The organism is Nonomuraea coxensis DSM 45129 (genome assembly GCF_019397265.1).
In the GTDB taxonomy this organism is placed as follows: domain Bacteria; phylum Actinomycetota; class Actinomycetes; order Streptosporangiales; family Streptosporangiaceae; genus Nonomuraea; species Nonomuraea coxensis.
The window spans coordinates 8,379,941-8,400,000 of sequence record NZ_CP068985.1 but is presented as its reverse complement, the minus strand read 5'-3'; the positions used below and the strand labels follow the sequence as shown (position 1 = coordinate 8,400,000).

Here is a 20,060-nt window from a genome sequence, read left to right as displayed (position 1 = left end):
CCGGCAGGCGTTGCATGTCCGGGGTCGTGGGACCCTCTGGTGGTTTCTGCCGGAACCGCAAGAAGTGATAAACCTTTGGGGTAGTTGAAAGCTCTGGGAAGGGCTGCCGTAGACCGTGAGAGCCGGGTAGACGAAACCTTGAAGGCTTCTGGAGGGGATCCCAAGTAGCACGGGGCCCGAGAAATCCTGTGTGAATCTGCCAGGACCACCTGGTAAGCCTAAATACTCCCTGGTGACCGATAGTGCACGAGTACCGTGAGGGAAAGGTGAAAAGTGCCCCGGTGAGGGGTCGTGAAATAGTACCTGAAACCGTGTGCCTACAAGCCGTAGGAGCTTACATCAGCTTGCTGGTGTGTGATGTGACTGCGTGCCTTTTGAAGAATGAGCCTGCGAGTTATGGTGTGTGGCGAGGTTAACCCGTGTGGGGGAGCCGTAGCGAAAGCGAGTCTGAAGAGGGCGTTTGAGTCGCATGCTGTAGACCCGAAGCGGAGTGATCTACGCATGGGCAGGTTGAAGCTCAGGTAAGACTGGGTGGAGGACCGAACCCACCAGGGTTGAAAACCTGGGGGATGATCTGTGTGTAGGGGTGAAAGGCCAATCAAACTCCGTGATAGCTGGTTCTCCCCGAAATGCATTTAGGTGCAGCGTCGCGTGTTTCTTGCCGGAGGTAGAGCACTGGATGGCCGATGGGCCCGACAAGGTTACTGACGTCAGCCAAACTCCGAATGCCGGTAAGTGAGAGCGTGGCAGTGAGACTGCGGGCGATAAGGTTCGTAGTCGAGAGGGAAACAGCCCAGATCACCGACTAAGGCCCCTAAGCGTGTGCTAAGTGGGAAAGGATGTGGAGTCGCAGAGACAACCAGGAGGTTGGCTTAGAAGCAGCCACCCTTGAAAGAGTGCGTAATAGCTCACTGGTCAAGTGATTCTGCGCCGACAATGTAGCGGGGCTCAAGCACACCGCCGAAGTCGTGGCATTGATCCTCCATTGTGGGGGTTGATGGGTAGGGGAGCGTCGTGCAGCCGGTGAAGCGGCAGAGTGATCTAGTCGTGGAGGCTGTGCGAGTGAGAATGCAGGCATGAGTAGCGAATCGAGGGTGAGAAACCCTCGCGCCGGATGACCAAGGGTTCCTGGGGCAGGCTAATCCGCCCAGGGTAAGTCGGGACCTAAGGCGAGGCCGACAGGCGTAGTCGATGGACAACGGGTTGATATTCCCGTACCCGCTTCAATGCGCCCATACTGAACCTCGTGATGCTAAGAGTCCTTAAGTCGGCCGGCCCTTCGGGGCGGGTGTCAGGCTGAACGCTCGGTCCGATCGGGTAGTAGGTAAGCGATGGGGTGACGCAGGAAGGTAGTCCAGCCCAGGCGATGGTTGTCCTGGGGTAAGCATGTAGCCCGTGTTGTAGGCAAATCCGCAACACGCGTGGGTGAGATGTGATGCCGAGCCGATTGTGGTGAAGTGGATGATCCTATGCTGCCGAGAAAAGCCTCTAGTGAGTGTTGTGGCGGCCCGTACCCTAAACCGACTCAGGTGGTCAGGTAGAGAATACTAAGGCGATCGGGTGAACTGTGGTTAAGGAACTCGGCAAATTGCCCCCGTAACTTCGGGAGAAGGGGGACCTCTGCTGGTGATGGGCTTTGCGCCTGGAGCTGGTGGGGGTCGCAGTGGCCAGGGGGAAGCGACTGTTTACTAAAAACACAGGTCCGTGCGAAGTCGTAAGACGATGTATACGGACTGACGCCTGCCCGGTGCCGGAACGTTAAGGGGACCGCTTAGTCAGCGCAAGCTGGCGAAGGTGAGAACTTAAGCGCCGGTAAACGGCGGTGGTAACTATAACCATCCTAAGGTAGCGAAATTCCTTGTCGGGTAAGTTCCGACCTGCACGAATGGCGTAACGACTTCCCCGCTGTCTCAACCACAGACCCGGCGAAATTGCACTACGAGTAAAGATGCTCGTTTCGCGCAGCAGGACGGAAAGACCCCGGGACCTTCACTACAGCTTGACATTGGCGTTTGGAGCGTCTTGTGTAGGATAGGTGGGAGACTGGGAAGCTCGGACGCTAGTTCGGGTGGAGTCATTGGTGAAATACCACTCTGGTCGTTTTGAACGTCTAACTCTGGTCCGTGATCCGGATCGGGGACAGTGTCTGGTGGGTAGTTTAACTGGGGCGGTTGCCTCCTAAAGGGTAACGGAGGCGCCCAAAGGTTCCCTCAGCCTGGTTGGCAATCAGGTGTTGAGTGTAAGTGCACAAGGGAGCTTGACTGTGAGACTGACGGGTCGAGCAGGAGCGAAAGCTGGGACTAGTGATCCGGCATCGGCGTGTGGAAGCGGTGTCGCTCAACGGCTAAAAGGTACCCCGGGGATAACAGGCTGATCTTCCCCAAGAGTCCATATCGACGGGATGGTTTGGCACCTCGATGTCGGCTCGTCGCATCCTGGGGCTGGAGTAGGTCCCAAGGGTTGGGCTGTTCGCCCATTAAAGCGGTACGCGAGCTGGGTTTAGAACGTCGCGAGACAGTTCGGTCCCTATCCGCTGCGCGCGCAGGAGACTTGAAAGGGGCTGTCCCTAGTACGAGAGGACCGGGACGGACGAACCTCTGGTGTGCCAGTTGTATCGCCAGGTGCACGGCTGGTTGGCTACGTTCGGAAGGGATAACCGCTGAAAGCATCTAAGCGGGAAGCTCGCCTTGAGATGAGGTCTCCCACCACGAGAGTGGGTAAGGCTCCCGGTAGACGACCGGGTTGATAGGCCGGAGGTGGAAGCGCGGTAACGTGTGGAGCTGACCGGTACTAATAGGCCGAGGACTTGACCACAAAGCATACTTTCTTGAAGTTTTTGCTCGCGTCCACTAGGCAATTCTGAGGCAGCAGGCACGTTTGTGTTTGTGTGTTTCGGAGGGTTACGGCGGTTATGGCGGGAAGGAAACACCCGGTTACATTCCGAACCCGGAAGTTAAGCTTCTCTGCGCCGATGGTACTGCACTCGGGAGGGTGTGGGAGAGTAGGTCACCGCCGGACAATCTTTATGGGAGGGCCCCGACTGGTTCAGTCGGGGCCCTTCTGCATTTCCGGGCCCGCGCTGGGTGTCTGCGGGCCTCTTCGGCTGCGCGTGGTGTCGTCGAAGTCGGTCGGCCTTGTCTCCGCCGTCGCCTTGGTGCGCTGGCAGGCCGGCGACGTTCTCTGCTGGCGACTCTCATCCCCTCTGCCCTTGGCTCAATGTCAATGCATTGGGGCTCCGTGGAAGGCCCACCACGCTTGCCTCTTGCGTCGCTCCTGACCTACGGGAGGGCGAGGTGAGTCTATGGAGGGCGCCGGCTACCAGCTCGCGTCAAGGCCGCATGCAGGGGCCGCGGCGGCGTCAGCTGGTGTCCAGGGTGCGGATGCTAGGGGAGCGGGTCAGAGCCTGTTCGCGGCCGGCTGCGCACTGATCGTGAACCTCCCGGCCGTCGTCCAGTTCGGGCGCGGGGGGCCTCCAGTGCGGCCGGGGCGCGGCTCAGAGAAGCCACGAGCAAGGTCAACGATACGGCGCTGCTGCTCGGTCTGGACGGCGTGGCCGTCACGAAAAATCGTCGTGCTGGGATTACGCCAGGCCGCCGGTGCCGTCGTTGGTGATGGCGGGCGAACGGTGGTCCAGGTGGCGCGGGATCACGGGGTGTCCTGGCCGATCGTGTCCGTGGCGTTCGCCGAGTACGCCCATAAGTACTGCCAGCCCAACCCGACCTGGTCGGCGTGCTGGGCATCGATGAGGTCCGCCGAGGCCCTCCTCGCTGGGTGCTGGAGGCAGCCATCGGCGCGTGGACGACGGCGGTGGAGGATCGCTGGCATACCGGCTTCGTAAGCCTGTCCGGCCAGCAGGGACTGCTCGGTCAGGTCGAGGGCCGTACCATCGCCGCTGTCACCGGCTGGCTCGGCCGGCGTGCGGTGGCCTGGTGTGCGCGGGCGGCCTTTCGGCGCGATCGACATGTGCGCCGTCTTCAAATCCGCCGTACGTGCCGCATTACCGCACGCCAGGTTGGTGGTCGACCACTTCTACGTCGTGGAAACCAACACCTACGCACCTGCCATGGCCTGGTGCGGACGCGCATACCTCAGCCGCGCCTCAATTCGAAGAGCCCGTACAGGCTGACTGTCATTTAGTCTTCCGCTCATGCCGACACGTCTGTCACCCCGCCTCGCCGCGGTTGTGAATGCGCTTCCCCTTCAGCCGCACTCGCGTGTCCTCGAAATCGGGTGCGGGCCCGGGGCCGCCGCACGGGCCGTCGCAGCCCGACTCACCACCGGCCACATCCTGGCCATCGACAGATCCGCCTCCGCCATCGCCCAGGCAGAAGCCGCCGCGATGGACGAAATCACGTCCGGCCGCATGAGCGTCCGCCAAGTCGCGGGCGAAGACTTCGTTCTGCGGGCTCACGAAGAGCCGTATGACATCGTGTTCGCCGTTCGCGTTGGAGCCCTCGACGGGCGACATCCCGAGCTCGGTCAGCGGGTGCTTCAGCGCATCGCCGCGGCGACCACGGCAGAGGCCCGACTTTTCGTCGACGGTGGCGATCCGCTTCGTGAACTGCTCATCCCGCGGACCTGAGCCGACTGGATCGGAGAAGCCATGGATGGCTCCATCCCGACCAGCTTCGAAGAGCCCTCACCCCTGACCGTGACGGGTGGAGGCGGCGCCGGTGTCCGGTTCGATGGTCTGGAAGTAGGCGCGTAGCCGCCTGCTCGACGTGATGCCAGGCGGACCACCGTCGTGGCGTAGTCGGGTGGCGAGGGTCTGCAGGGCCTGGCGCTGGGTGTCGGGGAGCGAGCGGGAGTACCGGTAGACGTCGGATGAGGTTGCTCGCCTCGGTGCAGGCGGTCTGGTGGGCGGAGCTGACCTGGTTCCACAGGCTGCCACCACAATGCGGTCAATGCTGACGGCGAAGCACGAGGCGAGAGCGTGGTCCTCGGCCATCCCAGGCCACTCCTCGCGAGCGTGCCGACGGTTCCGGTGACGACGCCGTTGTCCTCGCGGAAGTCGTGACGGAGCGGCGCGGGAATCAGCCGGTTGGCGTAAAAGGCGGCGACGCCGGTGACGGAGACCGCGGCGGCTGCGATGAGCAGGCCGATGATGGCGACGAACAAAGCACCCCACTTTCTGCGCTCTAATGATTACGCAAAGTGAGGTGGCGTCGCTAGACGTGTAGGGTGCCGGACAGCACGGTTACGGCGTTGCCCGCCAGGTGAACGCGGTCTCCGGCATGAGTGACGTGGACGATTCCGCCTCTCTTGGACAATTGCGCGCCGACGAGTGAAGCGCGCCCGAGACGGGCCGACCAGTAAGGGGAGAGCGCGCAGTGGGCCGAGCCGGTTACGGGGTCCTCCGGGACACCAACTTTCGGCGCGAAGAATCGGGAGACGAAGTCCGTTTCTGTGCCGCGGGCGGTGACGATGACGCCGCGGGCGTCGACGGACCCGAGAGCGGCGATGTCAGGGGTCAGGTTGCGCACCGTTTCCTCCGACTCCAACTCCACCAGCAGGTCGAGCTGGGATATCCCGACGCGCACCGGGGTCGCCCCGAGGGCTTTCTCCAGACCGGCGGGAAGCGTGACGGGGGTCACCTCCTTCGCCGGGAAATCCATGGTGATCCCCCCGCTTGGGAGTCGATTCACGGTGAGCGTGCCGCTCGCCGTGCGGAATTCCACCTGGCCCGTCGCCGCGCCCGTCGAATAGAGGACGTGAGCCGTGGCGAGGGTGGCATGACCACACAGCGTGACCTCGACGGCCGGGGTGAACCACCGGAGCGAATCCTCGTGGAGGAACGCGGTCTCCGAGAGGTTCATCTCGGCGGCCACGCTCCGCATCCAACCGTCGGTAACTGGAGAGTCCAGCAGGCAGACGGCGGCGGGATTACCCTGGAAAGCTGTGCTGGTGAAGGCGTCGACAGTGTAGAGGCGCATGTGGGCGATGGTATACGGGGGGCGGATATCGAGCTGCAAGCGGGCTGCAAGCCGTACAAAATGGAATTAGGGCTGGGCGTGTCGCGTGGCGAATGCGGAATCGTCGGTTACCGTCCAATGTGTAGGGACGTGCCGATTACGGTGAGTTCCTGAGGAAAGGACAAGCCGATGGGGGCAGTGCGCAAGGTGGTGAGCTACCTTGGCCTGAGCGGGGTCGATCACTACGACGAGGCCTATGACGACGACGAGCACTACGAGGACGAGTATGTCCCCGCGACCGAGCGGGCCGCTCGGCGGTGGCGCGCGAACGTCGACTCGTCGCGCATCGTGATGGTCCAGCCGCTCAAGTACAACGACGCGCCGTTGATCGGCCAGCACTTCCGTGACGGCCAGACGGTGATCATGGACGTTTCCGGCATGGCGTTGCCTGAGGCCACCAGGATGGTCGACTTCGCCGCCGGGCTGGCCTTCGGATGCGAGGGGCGGATCGAGCGTATCGCGGAGCGGGTGTTCCTGCTTGCCCCGGCGCATGTGGAGATCGAGACCACCTGAGCCGTGCGTGGGATCCCAGTCCGGTTGCCGGGACAAGGAGGCGACCGGGCTGGCTGGCTGGCTGGTGACGAGGCGCTGGGGGCGCCACGGGCCGGCGACCGGCTTTTCGAACCCGGGCCTGATGGATCAGGCCCGGGTTCGTGGTGCCGGGGGTCAATCGGCGACGCGGCCGGAGAACGTCCTCCGGCCGAGCAATGTCCGCGGGCAGGGGTCTGCCCGTCGGAGGTGGCTCCTGGGGTGCAAGTCGGCCCCCGGTGGAAGCCGCTCCTGAGGTGAGAGCGGCGGCGGCAGGAAGCGGCTTCTGGGGTGGACTCGGCACCAGAGTGAGGGCAACCCCAGGGTGAAGCGGGGTCCCTGGGATTGAGGCCGCCCCTGGGGGCAAGGCGGCCCCTGGATGGGCGCCCCTAGGGTGGCGGCCCCTGGGAAGGACGCCTCTAGGGTGGCGGCGGTTCCTGGGGTGGAGCTGGGACTTGGGTGGGTCAGGCGGCGCGGGGGCCGCGGCGGATCAGGCGAAAGAGTTCGCTGGCGTCCTCGGCGGCCTGCTTGGCGCGGGCGTCGGACTCGCGGGCGTAGGCGTGCAGCGCCCATACCGCGCCCTCGGCCAGCTCCCGTAGCTCGCTGACCTGGCCGGCGACGTATTGGGTGTCGGCCTCGGCCAGTTTGCGGCGCTGCCAGAGCTGCCAGCCGCCCAGGCCGATCATGGCGACGCCGGCCGCGGCCAGCAGGGGGGCGGTCAGGGCGGCGCCGGCGAGGCAGGCCACGCCGGCCACGATCAGCAGGATCGCCGCCCACGGGCGGGAGCGCGGTATGACGCCCTCGGTGATGATGGACTGCTCGGCCGTGGCCAGCGAGGACTGGTCGGGGCCCTCGGGGCGCAGGTGGATGCGGTGCCCGAGGATCGGCACGGTGAGTGTCTCGGGCGGCTCCAGGCTGCTGTCGGTCTCCAGCTCCTCGGCCACGACCCGCAGGATCGGGGCCGCCACGTGCAGCGCGATCGCCGCCAGTCGCGGGTCGGCGCCGGGGCGGAGGTCGTCCAGCAGGTACGACACCAGCGACGCCATCGGCCCCGCGGGACCGCCGGAGCCGATGAGTGAGCGGAGCACGGCCGGCGGCTCGTTCTCGGCCCAGTCGGCGGCGGGGCCGGCGGCGGAGCTGTCGAGCGGGGCGCGGGCGTCGTGGTCGGCCTTGCGGGCCGAGGTGATCTCGGCGCACCGGCCGCGCAGCCGGGCCAGCCGGTCGGCGGCCATGGCGGGGCGGGCCAGTTCGGGGATCTCGGCCATCTCGGGGAAGTCGGCCAGCGAGGGTGGGACGACGACCGCGGGCTCGCCGGGGATGAGCGCCTGGATCCACTGCTCGGCGTCGGCGTGCTCCTGGACGGCGAGGGCGTCGAGCTTGCGCAGGACGAAGATCTTGCCGGCGGGGCCGTACGCGCCGCGCGCGGCGGCCAGCCAGAGCGAGCGCTGGCCGTGGGTGACGGGCCGGTCGAGGGACAGCTCGCCGAAGGCGGTGCCCAGCCAGGAGGCGTGGATGCGGCTGCCCTGCCCGGACACGGCGAGCGCCAGGCACAGGAACAGCGCGGTGCGTTGCTGGTCGCGGCTCGCGGCCCGGCTCAGCGGCTCCAGCGGGTCGTCGCCGGACAGGAGGGCGACCAGGGCCTCGACGGCCGGGGGCAGCCAGTAGCCGGGGACGTCGCGGAAGGCGGCAGGGGCGGCGGGCGGCGCGGCGCCGTCGGCGGTGAGGTGCGCCAGCAGTGCCTCCGCGTAGCGATGCACCTCCGTCGCTGCTTGGGGGCTTGCAGTCAGGTCCGTGCTCAAGGCAGAGAACTCCCCCATTTCGGCCTCAGTTCATGACCGCGTAAAGCCTAACCGTATGGGCGCGCCAACCCGGTGGAGGCGCGCCCACGACGGAACGGGCGACTTCGAGCCAACTGCGTGTTTACATGCGCTCGGGGACAGGGACGCCCAGAAGGTCGAGCCCGGTCTCCAGCGTGCGGAGGGTGAGCGAGCACAGCGCGAGCCGGGAGGCCCGGAGCTCGGGGGCGACGTCGGTGCGGAGGACCGGGCACTGCTCGTAGAAGGTGCTGAACAGGCTGGCGGTCTCGAACAGGAAGGCGCACAGCCGGTGCGGCTCCGACTGGGCGGCGACCTGCGACACCAGCTCGCCGAACCCCAGCAGGTGCAGGCTCAGCGCGCGCTCGGCGGGCTCGCCGGGCGTGATGGCGCCCTGCGCCTCGGCCGGCTCCATGCCCGCCTTGCGGAAGATGGAGCGGATGCGGGCCGTGGCGTACTGCATGTAGGGGCCGGTGTTGCCGGTGAAGCCGAGCATGCGGTCGAAGTCGAAGACGTATTCGCTGTCGTGGCTGACCGACAGGTCGGCGTATTTGACCGCGCCCATGCCGACCGCCCGCGCGATCTCGGCCTGCGTGGCCGCGTCGTAGCCGCGGTCGGCGATGGCCGCCGTGGCGCGTTCGACGGCCTCGTCGAGCAGGTCGGTCAGCTTGATCGACTCGCCGGAGCGGGTCTTGAAGCGGCGGCCGTCCTTGCCGAGCATCATGCCGATCTGGACGTGCTCGGCCGAGACGTCGTCGGGCAGCCAGCCGGCCTGCCTGGCCGCGGCGAACACCATGCGGAAGTGCAGCGCCTGGTCGGCGCCGACGACGTAGAGGATGCGCCCGGCCTTGAGGTCGTGGACGCGGTAGCGGATGGCCGCCATGTCGGTGGTGGCGTAGCCGTAGCCGCCGTCGCTCTTCCTGATGATGAGCGGCAGCGGCTTGTCGTCGGAGCCGGTGAAGCCGGGCGGGAAGACGCAGAGCGCGCCTTCGCTGAGCTCGGCGGTGCCGGACGCCTCCAGGTCGGCGCAAGTGCGCTCCAGCATCGGGTTGTACATGCTCTCGCCGGCGAGGTCGGCGTCGGTGAGGGTGACCCCGAGCCGGCTGTAGACCTTGTTGAAGTAGCGGACGGTGGCGTCCATGAAGACGTGCCAGAGCCGCAGCGTGTCGGGGTCGCCGGACTGCAGCGTGGTCACCCGCACCCTGGCGCGCTGCTTGAACGCCTCGTCGCCGTCGAACTTGGCCCGCGCCGCCTGGTAGAACTCGGTGCCCATGCCGGCTTCGAGCTGCCCGACCGCGGCCTCCTCGCCGATGTCGAGCAGGTGCTCGATGAGCATGCCGAACGGGGTGCCCCAGTCGCCCAGGTGGTTCTGCCTGATGACGGTGTTGCCGACGTGCTCGTGCAGGCGGGCCAGCGCGTCGCCGACGATGGTGGTGCGCAGGTGGCCGACGTGCATCTCCTTGGCCGCGTTGGGCGCGGAGTAGTCGATCACGACGGTCTGCGAGGGCGTGACCGTGCCGACGCCGAGCCGCGGGTCGTCGAGCATGCGCTGGGCCTCGGCGGCGATCCAGCCGTCGTCGAGGGTGATGTTGAGGAAGCCGGGGCCGCTGACCTCGACCGTGCCGGGGAAGTCGGACAGCTCGGCCCTGATCGCCTCGGCGACCTCCCGCGGGGCCCGTCGCAGCCGCTTGGCCAGGCTCATCGCGACGTTCGCCTGGAAGTCGGCGAACTGGGAGGGCCGGATCAGCGGGTCTGCGTCGGCGTGCTCGGCGCCGAACGCGTGCGCCAGCGCCTGCTGGACGCGCTCGGTGAGCACTATCTGCGGGTCGGTCATGTTCTAAGGGTACCGGCGACCTTGACCGCGGCGCTGATCAGAACGGCCGCCACGACGGCGACGCCGACGGCGGTCAGGTCCTTGACGAGGTTGCCGGGTTCGAGGGCGAAGAAGTCCCGTACGAACGGCAGCGACAACCCGAGCCCGAACGCCACCGCCATGGACCCGACGAGCAGCACCCGCCACCAGGTGAGCGGCCTGGCGATGAGGACGAGCACCCACCACGTGGCGAGGAAGAGCGTGATCACCGCCGAGGTCTGGTCCTGGACGAGCGTGGAGTCACCCCTGTGGGCCAGCCAGAACGACACCAGCACCGCGGCCGCGCACAGCACGCCTGAGGGCACCGCGAAGCGCAGCACCCGGCGGACGAATCCGGAGCGGGCGCGTTCGAGGGTCGGCGCGAGCGCCAGGAAGAAGGCCGGGATGCCGATGGTGAGGGCGTTGACCAGGGTCGAGTGGCGGGGGGCGAACGGGAACATCACCCCGGCGACGCCCACGGCCAGCGACAGCACGATGGCGTAGAAGGTCTTGGTGAGGAAGAGGTTGGAGACGCGTTCGATGTTGGCGAGCACGCGCCGGCCCTCGCCGACGACGTAGGGGAGGGTGGCGAACTTGTTGTCGAGCAGCACCACCTGGGCGACGGCCTTGGTGGCGGGGCTGCCCGCGCCCATGGCGATGCCGAGGTCGGCGTCCTTCAGGGCGAGCACGTCGTTGACGCCGTCGCCGGTCATGGCCACGGTGTGGCCGCGGGCCTGGAGCGCGGCGACGAACTTGCGTTTCTGCTGGGGGGTGACCCGGCCGAAGACGGCGTGGTCCTCCAGCAGCTCGCCCAGCTTCTGCTGGTCGTCGTCGGGGAGGGTGCGGGCGTCGAGGAAGCGGTCGCCGTCGGGGATGCCGAGGCCGGTGGCGATGGCGGCGACCGCCTCGGGGTTGTCGCCGGAGATGACCTTGACCGTGACGCCCTGCTTGGCGAAGTAGCGCAGGGTCTCGTCGGCGTCGGGGCGTACGCGCTGTTTGAGGGTGACGAGCGCGACGGGCTCCAGCGCCACGGCGGCGCCGTCGCCGGGGTCGGGCAGGCGGTCGGCGCGGCAGAGCGCGAGCACGCGCGCGCCGGTGGTGGCGAGCGCGGCGGCGCGGTCGTAGCCGTCGCCGTCGTGCAGCAGGACGTCGGGGGCGCCGAGCACCCAGGCGCCGCGTTCGCCGAAGTCGGTGCCGCTCCACTTGCGCGCCGAGGAGAACGGCACGCTCTCCCCGGCCGTCCAGCCCTCGGCGGGGGTGGCGTAGCGGTCGCGGATGGCCTGGGCGGTGGCGTTGGGCTGGGGGTCGGCGTGGCAGAGGGCGGTCAGGGCGTCGGTGACGGGCTGGTCGTGGCGCAGCGGCAGCACCTCGTCGAGTTCCATGCCGCCGGCGGTGAGGGTGCCGGTCTTGTCCAGGCAGAGCACGTCGACCCGGGCGAGGCCCTCGATCGCGGGCAGCTCCTGGACCAGGCAGCGGCGCCGGCCGAGGCGTACGACGCCGACGGCGAACGCGATCGAGGTCATGAGCACCAGGCCCTCGGGGATCATGGTGACGATGCCGGCGACGGCGCCGGTGATCGCGGTGCCGAAGTCGACGGAGCTGCTGAGCTGGCTGTAGATCAGCAGCGCGCCGATGGGGATGACCAGCCAGGTGATGTACTTGATGAAGTTGGAGACGCCTTCGCGCAGCTCGGAGTGGGCGAGGTGGAACTTGCTGGCCTCCTCGGCGAGCCGCACGGCGTAGGCGTCGGTGCCGACCTTCGTGGCCACGAACGCGCCGGAGCCGGCCACCACGAAGCTGCCCGACAGCACGTGGTCGCCGGGCTTCTTGTGGACGGGGTCGGCCTCGCCGGTCAGCAGCGACTCGTCCACCTCCAGGCCGTCGGAGCGCACCACGTCGCCGTCCACGAGGAGGCGGTCGCCGGGGGCGAGCAGGATGAGGTCGCCGAGCACGATCTCGCGCGGGTGGATCTCGCGTTCCGCGCCGTCGCGGCGCACCCGGACGGGGGCCTCGTTGACGACCGCGAGCTTGTCGAGCGTGCGCTTGGCCCGCAGCTCCTGGACGATGCCGATGAGCGCGTTGGCCACGATGACCAGGCCGAACAGGCCGTCCTGCCACTCGCCGAAGATCAGGATGAGCGCCCAGAGCACGCCGATGACGAGGTTGAACAGGGTGAAGACGTTCGCCCTGATGATGGCGCTGAACGACCTGCTGGACCGGCGCGGGACGTCGTTGGGCTTCGCCGCCGCGACCTGGGCGGCAGTGAGCCCGTCCAAGGTGAGCCCGACCACATAACCCCCTGTATCTGTGGATCGGTCTCACACCTTACGGGTTCACCAGAGTCTGTGGGAGCGGTGTGTTGTCGCTATTCTGTCGCCGATCCGGCTGACGATCCCGTTCGCCGACATGTCAGCGGCCAGCTGACAGGCCGCGCTGATCGCCGGGGCGCGGGACGAGCCGTGGGCGATCACGACGGTGCCGTTCAGCCCGAGCAGCACGGCTCCGCCGTACGCCTCCGCGTCGAGGCGGTGGCGCAGCTCGCGCAGGCGGGAGCGCTGCAGGGCGGCGCCGAGCTTGGCGAGCCTGCTCTCCTCGACGGTGGCGCGCAGCTCGGCGAAGGCGTAGCGGACCGCGCCCTCCATGGTCTTGAGAGCGACGTTGCCGGTGAAGCCGTCGGTGGTGATCACGTCGACCTTGCCGGTGAGCAGGTCGTGGCCTTCGACGTTGCCGGCGAAGTGCAGGCCGGGGGAGCTCTGGAGCAGTTCGTTGGCGCGTTTGACGAGCTTGTTGCCCTTCTCGGGCTCGCTGCCGATGGTGAGCAGGCCGATCCTGGGCTCGGTGGCGCCGTGGGCGAGCTCGGCGTAGGCGGCGCCCAGGTGGGCGAACTGCACGAGCATCTCCGGCTTGGCGTCGGCGTTGGCGCCGGCGTCCACCAGCAGGGTCGGACGGGGGAGCGTGGGGAGGCGGACCGCGATGGCCGGGCGCAGCACGTGCTGCTGCGCCTTCAGCCGCAGCCGGCCGGTGGCGACGACGCCGGCGGTGGAGCCGGCAGACACCACGGCGCAGGCGTCGCCGCGGCGGACGAGGTGGCAGGCCACGGCGATGCTGGAGCGGGGGCGGCGCAGGCTGGCGAGCGCGCCCTCGTCCATGGCGAGGGCCTCCTCGGCGCGGACGATCGGCACCTCTCTGGTGGCGTCGTGGTCGGCGAGCGCCTCGAAGAGCACGCGGGGGGAGCCGACAAGCACGACGGACAGGCCGCGCTCACGGACGGCGTGCACGGCGCCGGCCACGATCTCGTGCGGCGCGTGGTCGCCGCCCATGGCGTCCAGCGCGACGGGCCTGCTGTCGGACAATCGTCACCTCGTACGGCATCTCGCCCGCCGTCAGCGGCGTGGCCGGTGCGCGGGCTCGGTATGTCCGCATCGAGGGCGAGGCTGCTGCCAGGTTAACCGGCGGGTAAGAGTTCTGGTTCCCCGCGTCGCCGGTCGCAGTCCTTCAGCCGAGATTCCAGTCGGTCTTCGCCCGGGACACGATGACCTTGGAGAACGCCGATCTCCCCGTGACCCGGATGAGCGGCCCGTCCGCCTGGGAGCCGCCGGTCACCAGCCGCTTGCCGAAGACGGAGCCGCCCTCGTCGACGACGTGGGCGTTCTCGGGGACGCGGACGATCATCTTGCTGAACCAGGCGTCGGCCTCCAGGGTGATCTCCCGGCCGGGGAGCACGGCGTCCGACAGGTCGATGATCAGCGCGCCGAAGCGGGCGGTGAGCTTGGTGTGGCGGGAGGCCACCCAGCGCCCCCGCCTGATGATCTTGCTGAAGGTGGAGTGGATGACCTGCCGTTCGACGGCGGCGGGGACTCCTGAGGCGGTGACCTCGGGAAGGTCCTTCGTCAGGGGGACGAGCTCGCCCATCGTGGTCGCCGAGTAGGCGAGGTCGAGGCGGTCGGCGTGCTCGACGGTGGTGAGTCGTCCTGTGGCGAGCGCCTCGCTGAGGACGGCGGCCACTCTGTCGCGGTCGGCGTCCGAGGCGCGTATCACGGATTCTTCGGTCACGACTGCGAGTCTAGGCCCTCTCGCGATATGTCGCGAGTGTTGGTGAAGCTGAAGGAAAACTTCGAGCCGGGCGGAACCGGCGGTGCGAGCACGCACGTCACGGTATTAAGGTCCTTAGACGCGCGAAGAGGTCCTTCGGTTTACGTCCGATCGAACAAAAAAGATGGGAACGGCCTAGTGATCTTGCAACAAAACGGCAGCCGGCGCTTCAAGGCGTACACGTCCAAGCATCTCGACGAGCTCCTGCGGCGTGCGGGGCTCGACGACGAGGAACGACTGAAGGTCCGCGCCGTCGCGACGGTCCTGCCGTTCCGGACGAACGCCTACGTCGTGGACGAACTCATAGATTGGTCGGCCGCGCCCGACGATCCCATATACCGGCTGGTCTTCCCGCAGGCGGACATGCTCCCCGCCGCGGACGTCGCCAGGCTGGCCGACCTGCTCAAGGCGGAGGCGCCGAACACGGAGGTCCAGGCCGAGGCCAACCGCGTGCGCGGGCAGCTCAACCCGCATCCCGCGGGCCAGAAGGAGCTGAACGTCCCGAGGATCGGCGACGAGCCGGTGCCGGGCATGCAGCACAAATATCCCGAGACCGTGCTGGTCTTCCCCAAGCAGGGGCAGACATGCCACGCGTACTGCACGTACTGCTTCCGGTGGGCGCAGTTCGTCGGTGACGCGGACCTGAAGTTCGCCTCCGACGACGTCGCCGGGATGGTGGGCTACATCCGCCGGCACCCCGAGGTCACCAGCGTCCTCATCACCGGGGGCGACGCGATGATCATGGGGGAGCCGGTCGTCCGGCGCTACCTCGAACCGCTGCTGGAGCTGGAGCAGCTCGAATCCATCAGGATCGGCACCAAGTCGCTCGCCTACTGGCCGCAGCGCTTCACCGGCGATCCCGACGCCGACGACACCCTCCGCCTGTTCGAGCGGGTGGTGGCGGCCGGCAAGAACCTCGCGTTCATGGCCCACTTCACGCATCCGCGCGAGCTGGACCCGCCGCAGGTGTCGGCCGCGGTGGAGCGCATCATCGGCACCGGGGCCACGATCAGGACGCAGGCGCCGCTCATCCGCTCCATCAACGACGACCCGGCGGTCTGGTCGTCGATGTGGCGGCGGCAGCTCCGCATGGGGATGATCCCCTACTACCTGTTCGTCGAGCGCGACACCGGGCCGCAGGACTACTTCGCGGTGCCGCTGGCCCGCGCGTACGAGATCTTCCGTGACGCGTACGCGTCCGTCTCCGGCCTGTGCCGCACGGTGCGCGGCCCGTCGATGTCGGCCACCCCGGGCAAGGTGTGCGTGGACGGCGTCACGGAGGTCGCGGGGGAGCGGGTCTTCGTGCTCCACTTCATCCAGGCCCGCGACCCTTCGCTCGTGGGGCGGCCGTTCTTCGCGAAGTACGACCCGGAGGCGGTCTGGCTGACCGACCTGCGGCCGGCCTTCGAGGAGCGTTTCCCGTTCGAACCGCCGGGGGCTCTGCTGCCCTCCTGAGCGGTGGCCGCGGCCACCGGAAATCACGTCACCCGGCCCGTGACAATTCATTTCGCGTCCCTATTGTTCGCGGGCCGGGAAGGCGTCATATCACTTGACAGGCGCGCTCACAACCGTCCGTGCAATATCGGAAACAAGAGCCTCCTATTTCCCGTTTTGTCTTCCCGCTCAACGTCGGCCCTTTACTCGGTAACCGACCTGCAAACCCCTGTCACATGGGCATTCATGCGCCTGCGGGCGATCACGGCTGGTGGTAGAACTGCTGGCGTAGCTCAGCCGTGACGCACACGCTTCGTGTGGTGCCCATAGCGTGCACGACGCGGCATACGGGGGTTATCGATTCGCATTTCCACCGCATTCGAGAGCGATCGATCACGAGCCGGGAAGGCAATCATGAATCGAGTAGTCAAGGCGGCGGTAGCCGCTACCGCATTCGGCCTGGCGGCGGCGTTGGCCGTGCCCGCCCAGGCCGGAGCGGGATACGAGACCACCAGGAACGCGCCCGCCGACGGACCTGGTGGAGGCACCGGCCTCGCCGGCGGCAGCCCCCTCGGAGGTCTCCTGGGCGGGCTGACGGGCGCCGGTCTCGGCGGTGGTCTCGGCGGGGGGCTGACAGGCGGCGCTCTCGGCGGTGGTCTCGGCGGGGGGCTGACGGGCGGCGCTCTCGGCGGCGGGCTCCTGGGCGGCGTGCTCGGGGGCAAGTCCAAGCCGGTCGCCCACGGCCAGGTCGGCAGCGGGCTGAGCGAGGCCGAGAAGGACGCCGTCGCCGCGGGCGGGCGGGGAGGCGCGGCCGGCCGGGCCCAGACGCCGAACTCCGCCGAGGACGCCACCAGGGGCGGCCCGGCGATTCCCGAGCTGTCGCCGATCCGCAGCGGGATCCCGCTCGGCGGCGGCGGCATGACCGAGTCGCTGCCCGTGCTGACCGGCGGGAGCAGCACGGCCGCCCGGCAGGTCGAGCCCCAGGCCGCGACGCTGAACAGGGCCGGTGCCGATTACGGGCCGTTCCATCTCGTCACCGGCCTGGTCAAGAGCGCCTCGGGCGCGGTGGGCAAGGTGCAGGGCAGCGGCATGCTGGACAGCGCCACCCTGCCCGCCCTGCCCGGTCTGCCCGGGACGGCGGACGGCGGCGGCGGTGGCCTGCCGGTCGGCGGCGCGCACGGGCTCTCCGACCAGACGCTCAGCGGGCTGACCGGCGGCGCCTCGCCGCTGGACGCGCTCGGGGGGCCGGTGACCGGCCTGACCTCGGTGCCGCTGAACGCGCTGTCCGGCAGCCCCCTGGGCGCGCTGTCCGGCACGCCGGCGAACGGGCTGCTGTCCGCGCCCGCGAGGGACTTCGACTCCCTGTCGGGCGGCGCCTCGCGCGCGCTGCCCGCCGCGGCGCGGAGCGCGACCGTCGAGCGGCTCGCGCCGCTCGCGGCCGACGCCGCGGCCGTCGTCGAGACGAACGGGACCAAGGCCCTCGGCGGCTACAACGACGTGATGACGGCTCTCGGATGGACCACCGACGCGCTGACGAGCTCGGTGCGGGACACCTGGAATCGCGGCTAGTAAGGCGATGGAGGCGGTGCTGAGCGCGGCTCACCGAGAGCCGGCACGGCGGTTCGCGGGCGTCCCAGGTGCCAACGCCCATGAACCGGTCGCGTCGGCGGCGAGGCGGCTTCGTTCCACCCCCAGTGGTCCCCTGACGACGTGATTTCCCCTGGGCCGCAACCACCGGCCGGGACGTCGTCGCACTGACGCGGCAGATCTCCGGAACGCCCTTCGAGGTGCCGGGCGCTCGGGGAGCTGGCGCGCGTGGGTTACGAGCCTCCCGCGGCAAGCGGGCGGTCTCAATGGCGGGCTCGGGCGGACGCGCCCAGGCCCGGGCTCGGGCAACGCCGTTTCTTCGCAGGGCAGCGGCGCCCCCGAGCCCCGCCGCCGGCCCGATCAGGGTCGGCGGCATTCTCATGTTCGGGGTGTGCCGCCCGCGGGCGGCCGCCCGCGGCTCCGGACGGAGCTGTGGCGGCCGTGGAAGGGGCGCGCGGGCGCGGCGGGTGTGATCGGGTCAGGGCAGGCGGACGCCCGTGCGACGGGCTATCTGCGCCTGCAGTCTCGCCATCTGCCAGTGCAGCTCGATGAGCTGCTCGGCGAGCTGGATCCGCGGGATCTCGGTCACGTCTTCGGTGGCCAGGTGGTCGATCGCGGCCGAAAGCTCTCCCATCGCGCGCTCCCACTCCATCACCGGTCCTGTCCATCACCGGCCTCGGCTCGAATTGACGTTCGAATCCTATCGGAACGCGACGCCCGATGTCAGTCTTTCGTCCCTCCCGTCGCGGGCGTTTCGCGCATGGGAAAGCGCCGCGCCCTTCGCGGGGGCACGGCGCTCGGACGTGCGGTCTCAGCCCTTGTTGTAGGCGGCGATGACTTCCTTCGGGTCGCCGTCCATGCGGATCTTGCCCTTGTGCAGCCAGATGACGCGGTTGCAGGTCTCCTCGATGACGCGCAGGTCGTGGGCGACGAGGAAGACGGTGCCGGCCGACTCGCGGATCTGGCGGATGCGCTCCTCGCTCTTCTTGCGGAACTCGCGGTCGCCGGTGGCGAGGGCCTCGTCGATGAGCAGGACGTCGTGCGTCTTGGCCGAGGAGATCGCGAAGCGCAGGCGGGCGCCCATGCCGGAGGAGTAGGTGGACATCGGGAGCTGGACGAACTCGTCGATGCCGGAGAAGTCGACGATCTCCTGGTATTTCTCGCGGACCTCGGCCGGCGTCATGCCCATGGCGTAGCAGCCGAGCACGATGTTGCGCTCGCCGGTGAGCTCGCGCATCAGGGCGGCGTTGACGCCCAGCAGCGAGGGCTGGCCGTCGGTGTAGACGGCGCCCTTGTGCGGGGGCAGCAGGCCCGCGATGGCGCGCAGCAGCGTGGACTTGCCCGAGCCGTTGCGGCCCACGATGCCGATCGCGTCGCCGTGGTAGGCCACGAACGTCACGCCCTTGACCGCGTGGACCTCTTTCATCTGCGGGCGGCCCTGGCGCTTGAGAATGCGCGTGAGGGCGTTGACCGCGTTGCCCTTCTCGGAGTCGGAGGCCGCGCCATAGACGCGGTAGACGATGTGGAGGTCGTCGACGATGACGGTCGGCGTGCCCGTGGGGACGTCGAGTGGCGCCTTGCCCTTGGCGGCGGGACGCGCCTTGGCGTCCTCGGGGACGGCGGGCTTGTCGCCCTTCACCTGCTGCAGCTCCTTGGTCTCAGCCACGCCCGTACCTCTCCTCGGCCCGCCAGAAGTACCAGAAGCCGAATCCGAGAGCGAACACCGCCCAGAATACGCAAGACATCCACACCATGGTCGGGGGGTGGTGCCCCGCCTGAGTGTTGTGGCTCCCGATCAGGATCTCCCGCATCCACTCGATGTAGGAGGCCGCCGGGTTGAGGTACATCACGTCGGCCACCCACTGGGGGAGGCCGGCCGAGCCCACGACCTTGTCCTGGATCGAGAAGAAGACGCCCGAGGCGTACAGCCAGGTGCGGGTGATGAACGGCAGCAGCTGGTTGAGGTCGCGCATCGAGGCGCCGAGGCGGGCCATGACGAGCCCGGCCCCGATGTTGAACATCGTCTGCAGGGCGAGGACCACCGGGATCATGAGCCAGAACCAGGTGGGGAACTCGCCCGTGGCGACCACGATCACCAGGAGCACGCTCATCGAGATGGCGAGCTGCTGCAGCTCCTGGATCGTGTAGGCCAGCGGCAGCGAGGCGCGCGGGAAGTGCAGGGCCCGGATCATCGACAGGTTGCCGGAGATCGACTTGGCGCCCGCGGTGACCGTGCGCTGGGTGTAGGTGAAGACGAACATGCCGGTCAGCAGGAAGGCCGGGTAGTTGTCGATGTTCTTGCTGCCACCCAGGATGATGCCGAACATCAGGAAGTAGATGGCGGCGTTGAGCAGCGGGGTCAGCACCTGCCACAGCTGGCCCAGCGTGGAGTTGGAGTACTTCGAGACGTTGCGCGAGGTCGCGTACGTCAGGATGAAGTGTCGCCGCTCCCATAGCTGGCGCACGTAGACAGGGAACCTCGGCCGTGCGATGGCACGGCGAAGCCCGTATCTCTTGGCGAGCTTGGCCAGCGGCTCCTGCCCGCTCCGGCCGCCCGCCTGGGCGTCCGCTACAGCGGATTCCGGCTGGCTCATGGCAAGGACTCTATTGGATCCGGGTCGGTGGGGTGCCTGTCACGCTGGACCGTGACCGGCAGACTGTTGGACGGTGTCTCGGGGCGCCGGGGTTCCAAGCCGGCGTCAAGACCTGCTCAACCGTAGCCCAGGAGGGGCGGGCGGTGGTGGCGCGGGCCCGAGCAGTCCCCTGCGGGGGGTAATTTTC

General features: G+C 68.3%; 15 protein-coding genes and 2 rRNA genes (1 of these 17 cut by a window edge). 7 read left to right on the top strand and 10 right to left on the bottom strand.

The genetic code is table 11. The features are described from left to right. Positions 1-2,814: ribosomal RNA gene (locus Nocox_RS39340) — 23S ribosomal RNA — on the top strand (it extends 292 nt beyond the left edge of the window). A gap of 87 nt (positions 2,815-2,901) precedes the next feature. Then, positions 2,902-3,018, top strand: a 5S ribosomal RNA gene (gene rrf / locus Nocox_RS39335). A 627-nt stretch (positions 3,019-3,645) separates the two neighbouring features. Here the strand turns inward: rrf and Nocox_RS39330 are convergent. Beyond that, the gene (locus Nocox_RS39330; protein WP_020546510.1) at positions 3,646-3,963 is read right to left on the bottom strand and encodes a hypothetical protein; all 318 of its coding nucleotides are present in this window, start codon (positions 3,961-3,963) and stop codon (positions 3,646-3,648) included. Between Nocox_RS39330 and Nocox_RS44325 the strand changes: the two genes are divergently transcribed. Both Nocox_RS44325 and Nocox_RS39320 read left to right on the top strand, forming a co-directional pair. Beyond that, the gene (locus Nocox_RS44325) at positions 3,962-4,126 is read left to right on the top strand and encodes a hypothetical protein (RefSeq protein ID WP_157383398.1); all 165 of its coding nucleotides are present in this window, start codon (positions 3,962-3,964) and stop codon (positions 4,124-4,126) included. The genes Nocox_RS39330 and Nocox_RS44325 overlap by 2 nt on opposite strands. A gap of 21 nt (positions 4,127-4,147) precedes the next feature. Beyond that, complete coding sequence (locus Nocox_RS39320) at positions 4,148-4,582, top strand: methyltransferase domain-containing protein (RefSeq protein WP_026215028.1); 435 nt, start codon at positions 4,148-4,150, stop codon at positions 4,580-4,582. A gap of 586 nt (positions 4,583-5,168) precedes the next feature. On the opposite strand, the gene Nocox_RS39315 is transcribed toward Nocox_RS39320, so the two are convergent. Continuing rightward, a complete protein-coding gene (locus tag Nocox_RS39315) occupies positions 5,169-5,933 on the bottom strand; it encodes a PhzF family phenazine biosynthesis protein (protein ID WP_026215027.1) in 765 nt (254 codons plus the stop codon). Between the two features lie 168 nt (positions 5,934-6,101). On the opposite strand from Nocox_RS39315, the gene Nocox_RS39310 reads away from it, so the two are divergent. After that, positions 6,102-6,485, top strand: coding sequence for a cell division protein SepF (locus Nocox_RS39310; protein WP_020546507.1), 384 nt, complete (start codon positions 6,102-6,104; stop codon positions 6,483-6,485). A 479-nt stretch (positions 6,486-6,964) separates the two neighbouring features. Here the strand turns inward: Nocox_RS39310 and Nocox_RS39305 are convergent, their stop codons facing one another. From Nocox_RS39305 to Nocox_RS39285, 5 genes are all read right to left on the bottom strand, one after another. Further along, a complete protein-coding gene (locus Nocox_RS39305; protein WP_020546506.1) occupies positions 6,965-8,257 on the bottom strand; it encodes a hypothetical protein in 1,293 nt (430 codons plus the stop codon). 163 nt (positions 8,258-8,420) lie between these two features. Further along, positions 8,421-10,148 (bottom strand): arginine--tRNA ligase, encoded by a 1,728-nt coding sequence (gene argS, locus Nocox_RS39300; protein ID WP_026215025.1) that lies wholly within the window; start codon positions 10,146-10,148, stop codon positions 8,421-8,423. Then, positions 10,145-12,442, bottom strand: coding sequence for an HAD-IC family P-type ATPase (locus Nocox_RS39295; protein WP_246649684.1), 2,298 nt, complete (start codon positions 12,440-12,442; stop codon positions 10,145-10,147). Before Nocox_RS39295 ends, argS begins: the two co-directional genes overlap by 4 nt. Before the next feature lie 57 nt (positions 12,443-12,499). Beyond that, positions 12,500-13,519: a phosphate acyltransferase PlsX gene (plsX, locus tag Nocox_RS39290; RefSeq protein WP_020546503.1), complete on the bottom strand. Its 1,020-nt coding sequence runs from the start codon at positions 13,517-13,519 to the stop codon at positions 12,500-12,502. 142 nt (positions 13,520-13,661) lie between these two features. Then, positions 13,662-14,219: a DUF1707 SHOCT-like domain-containing protein gene (locus Nocox_RS39285; protein WP_033410856.1), complete on the bottom strand. Its 558-nt coding sequence runs from the start codon at positions 14,217-14,219 to the stop codon at positions 13,662-13,664. 177 nt (positions 14,220-14,396) lie between these two features. Here Nocox_RS39285 and Nocox_RS39280 point away from each other — a divergent pair, with 177 nt between their 5' ends. Continuing rightward, entirely contained in the window at positions 14,397-15,713 is a 1,317-nt protein-coding gene (locus Nocox_RS39280) for a KamA family radical SAM protein (protein ID WP_020546501.1), read from the top strand. Positions 15,714-16,106: 393 nt separating this feature from the next. Next, the gene (locus Nocox_RS39275; protein ID WP_157383397.1) at positions 16,107-17,261 is read left to right on the top strand and encodes a hypothetical protein; all 1,155 of its coding nucleotides are present in this window, start codon (positions 16,107-16,109) and stop codon (positions 17,259-17,261) included. A gap of 496 nt (positions 17,262-17,757) precedes the next feature. Here Nocox_RS39275 and Nocox_RS39270 read toward each other — a convergent pair whose 3' ends face one another. The 3 genes from Nocox_RS39270 to Nocox_RS39260 all read right to left on the bottom strand — a co-directional run bounded on the left by Nocox_RS39270 (position 17,758) and on the right by Nocox_RS39260 (position 19,873). Continuing rightward, a complete protein-coding gene (locus Nocox_RS39270; RefSeq protein WP_169577081.1) occupies positions 17,758-17,913 on the bottom strand; it encodes a hypothetical protein in 156 nt (51 codons plus the stop codon). A 177-nt stretch (positions 17,914-18,090) separates the two neighbouring features. Then, on the bottom strand, positions 18,091-18,945 hold the full coding sequence (locus Nocox_RS39265) for an ABC transporter ATP-binding protein (protein ID WP_020546497.1): 855 nt from the start codon (positions 18,943-18,945) through the stop codon (positions 18,091-18,093). Further along, a complete protein-coding gene (locus Nocox_RS39260) occupies positions 18,938-19,873 on the bottom strand; it encodes an ABC transporter permease (protein WP_020546496.1) in 936 nt (311 codons plus the stop codon). Before Nocox_RS39260 ends, Nocox_RS39265 begins: the two co-directional genes overlap by 8 nt. Between the last annotated feature and the right edge of the window lie 187 nt (positions 19,874-20,060).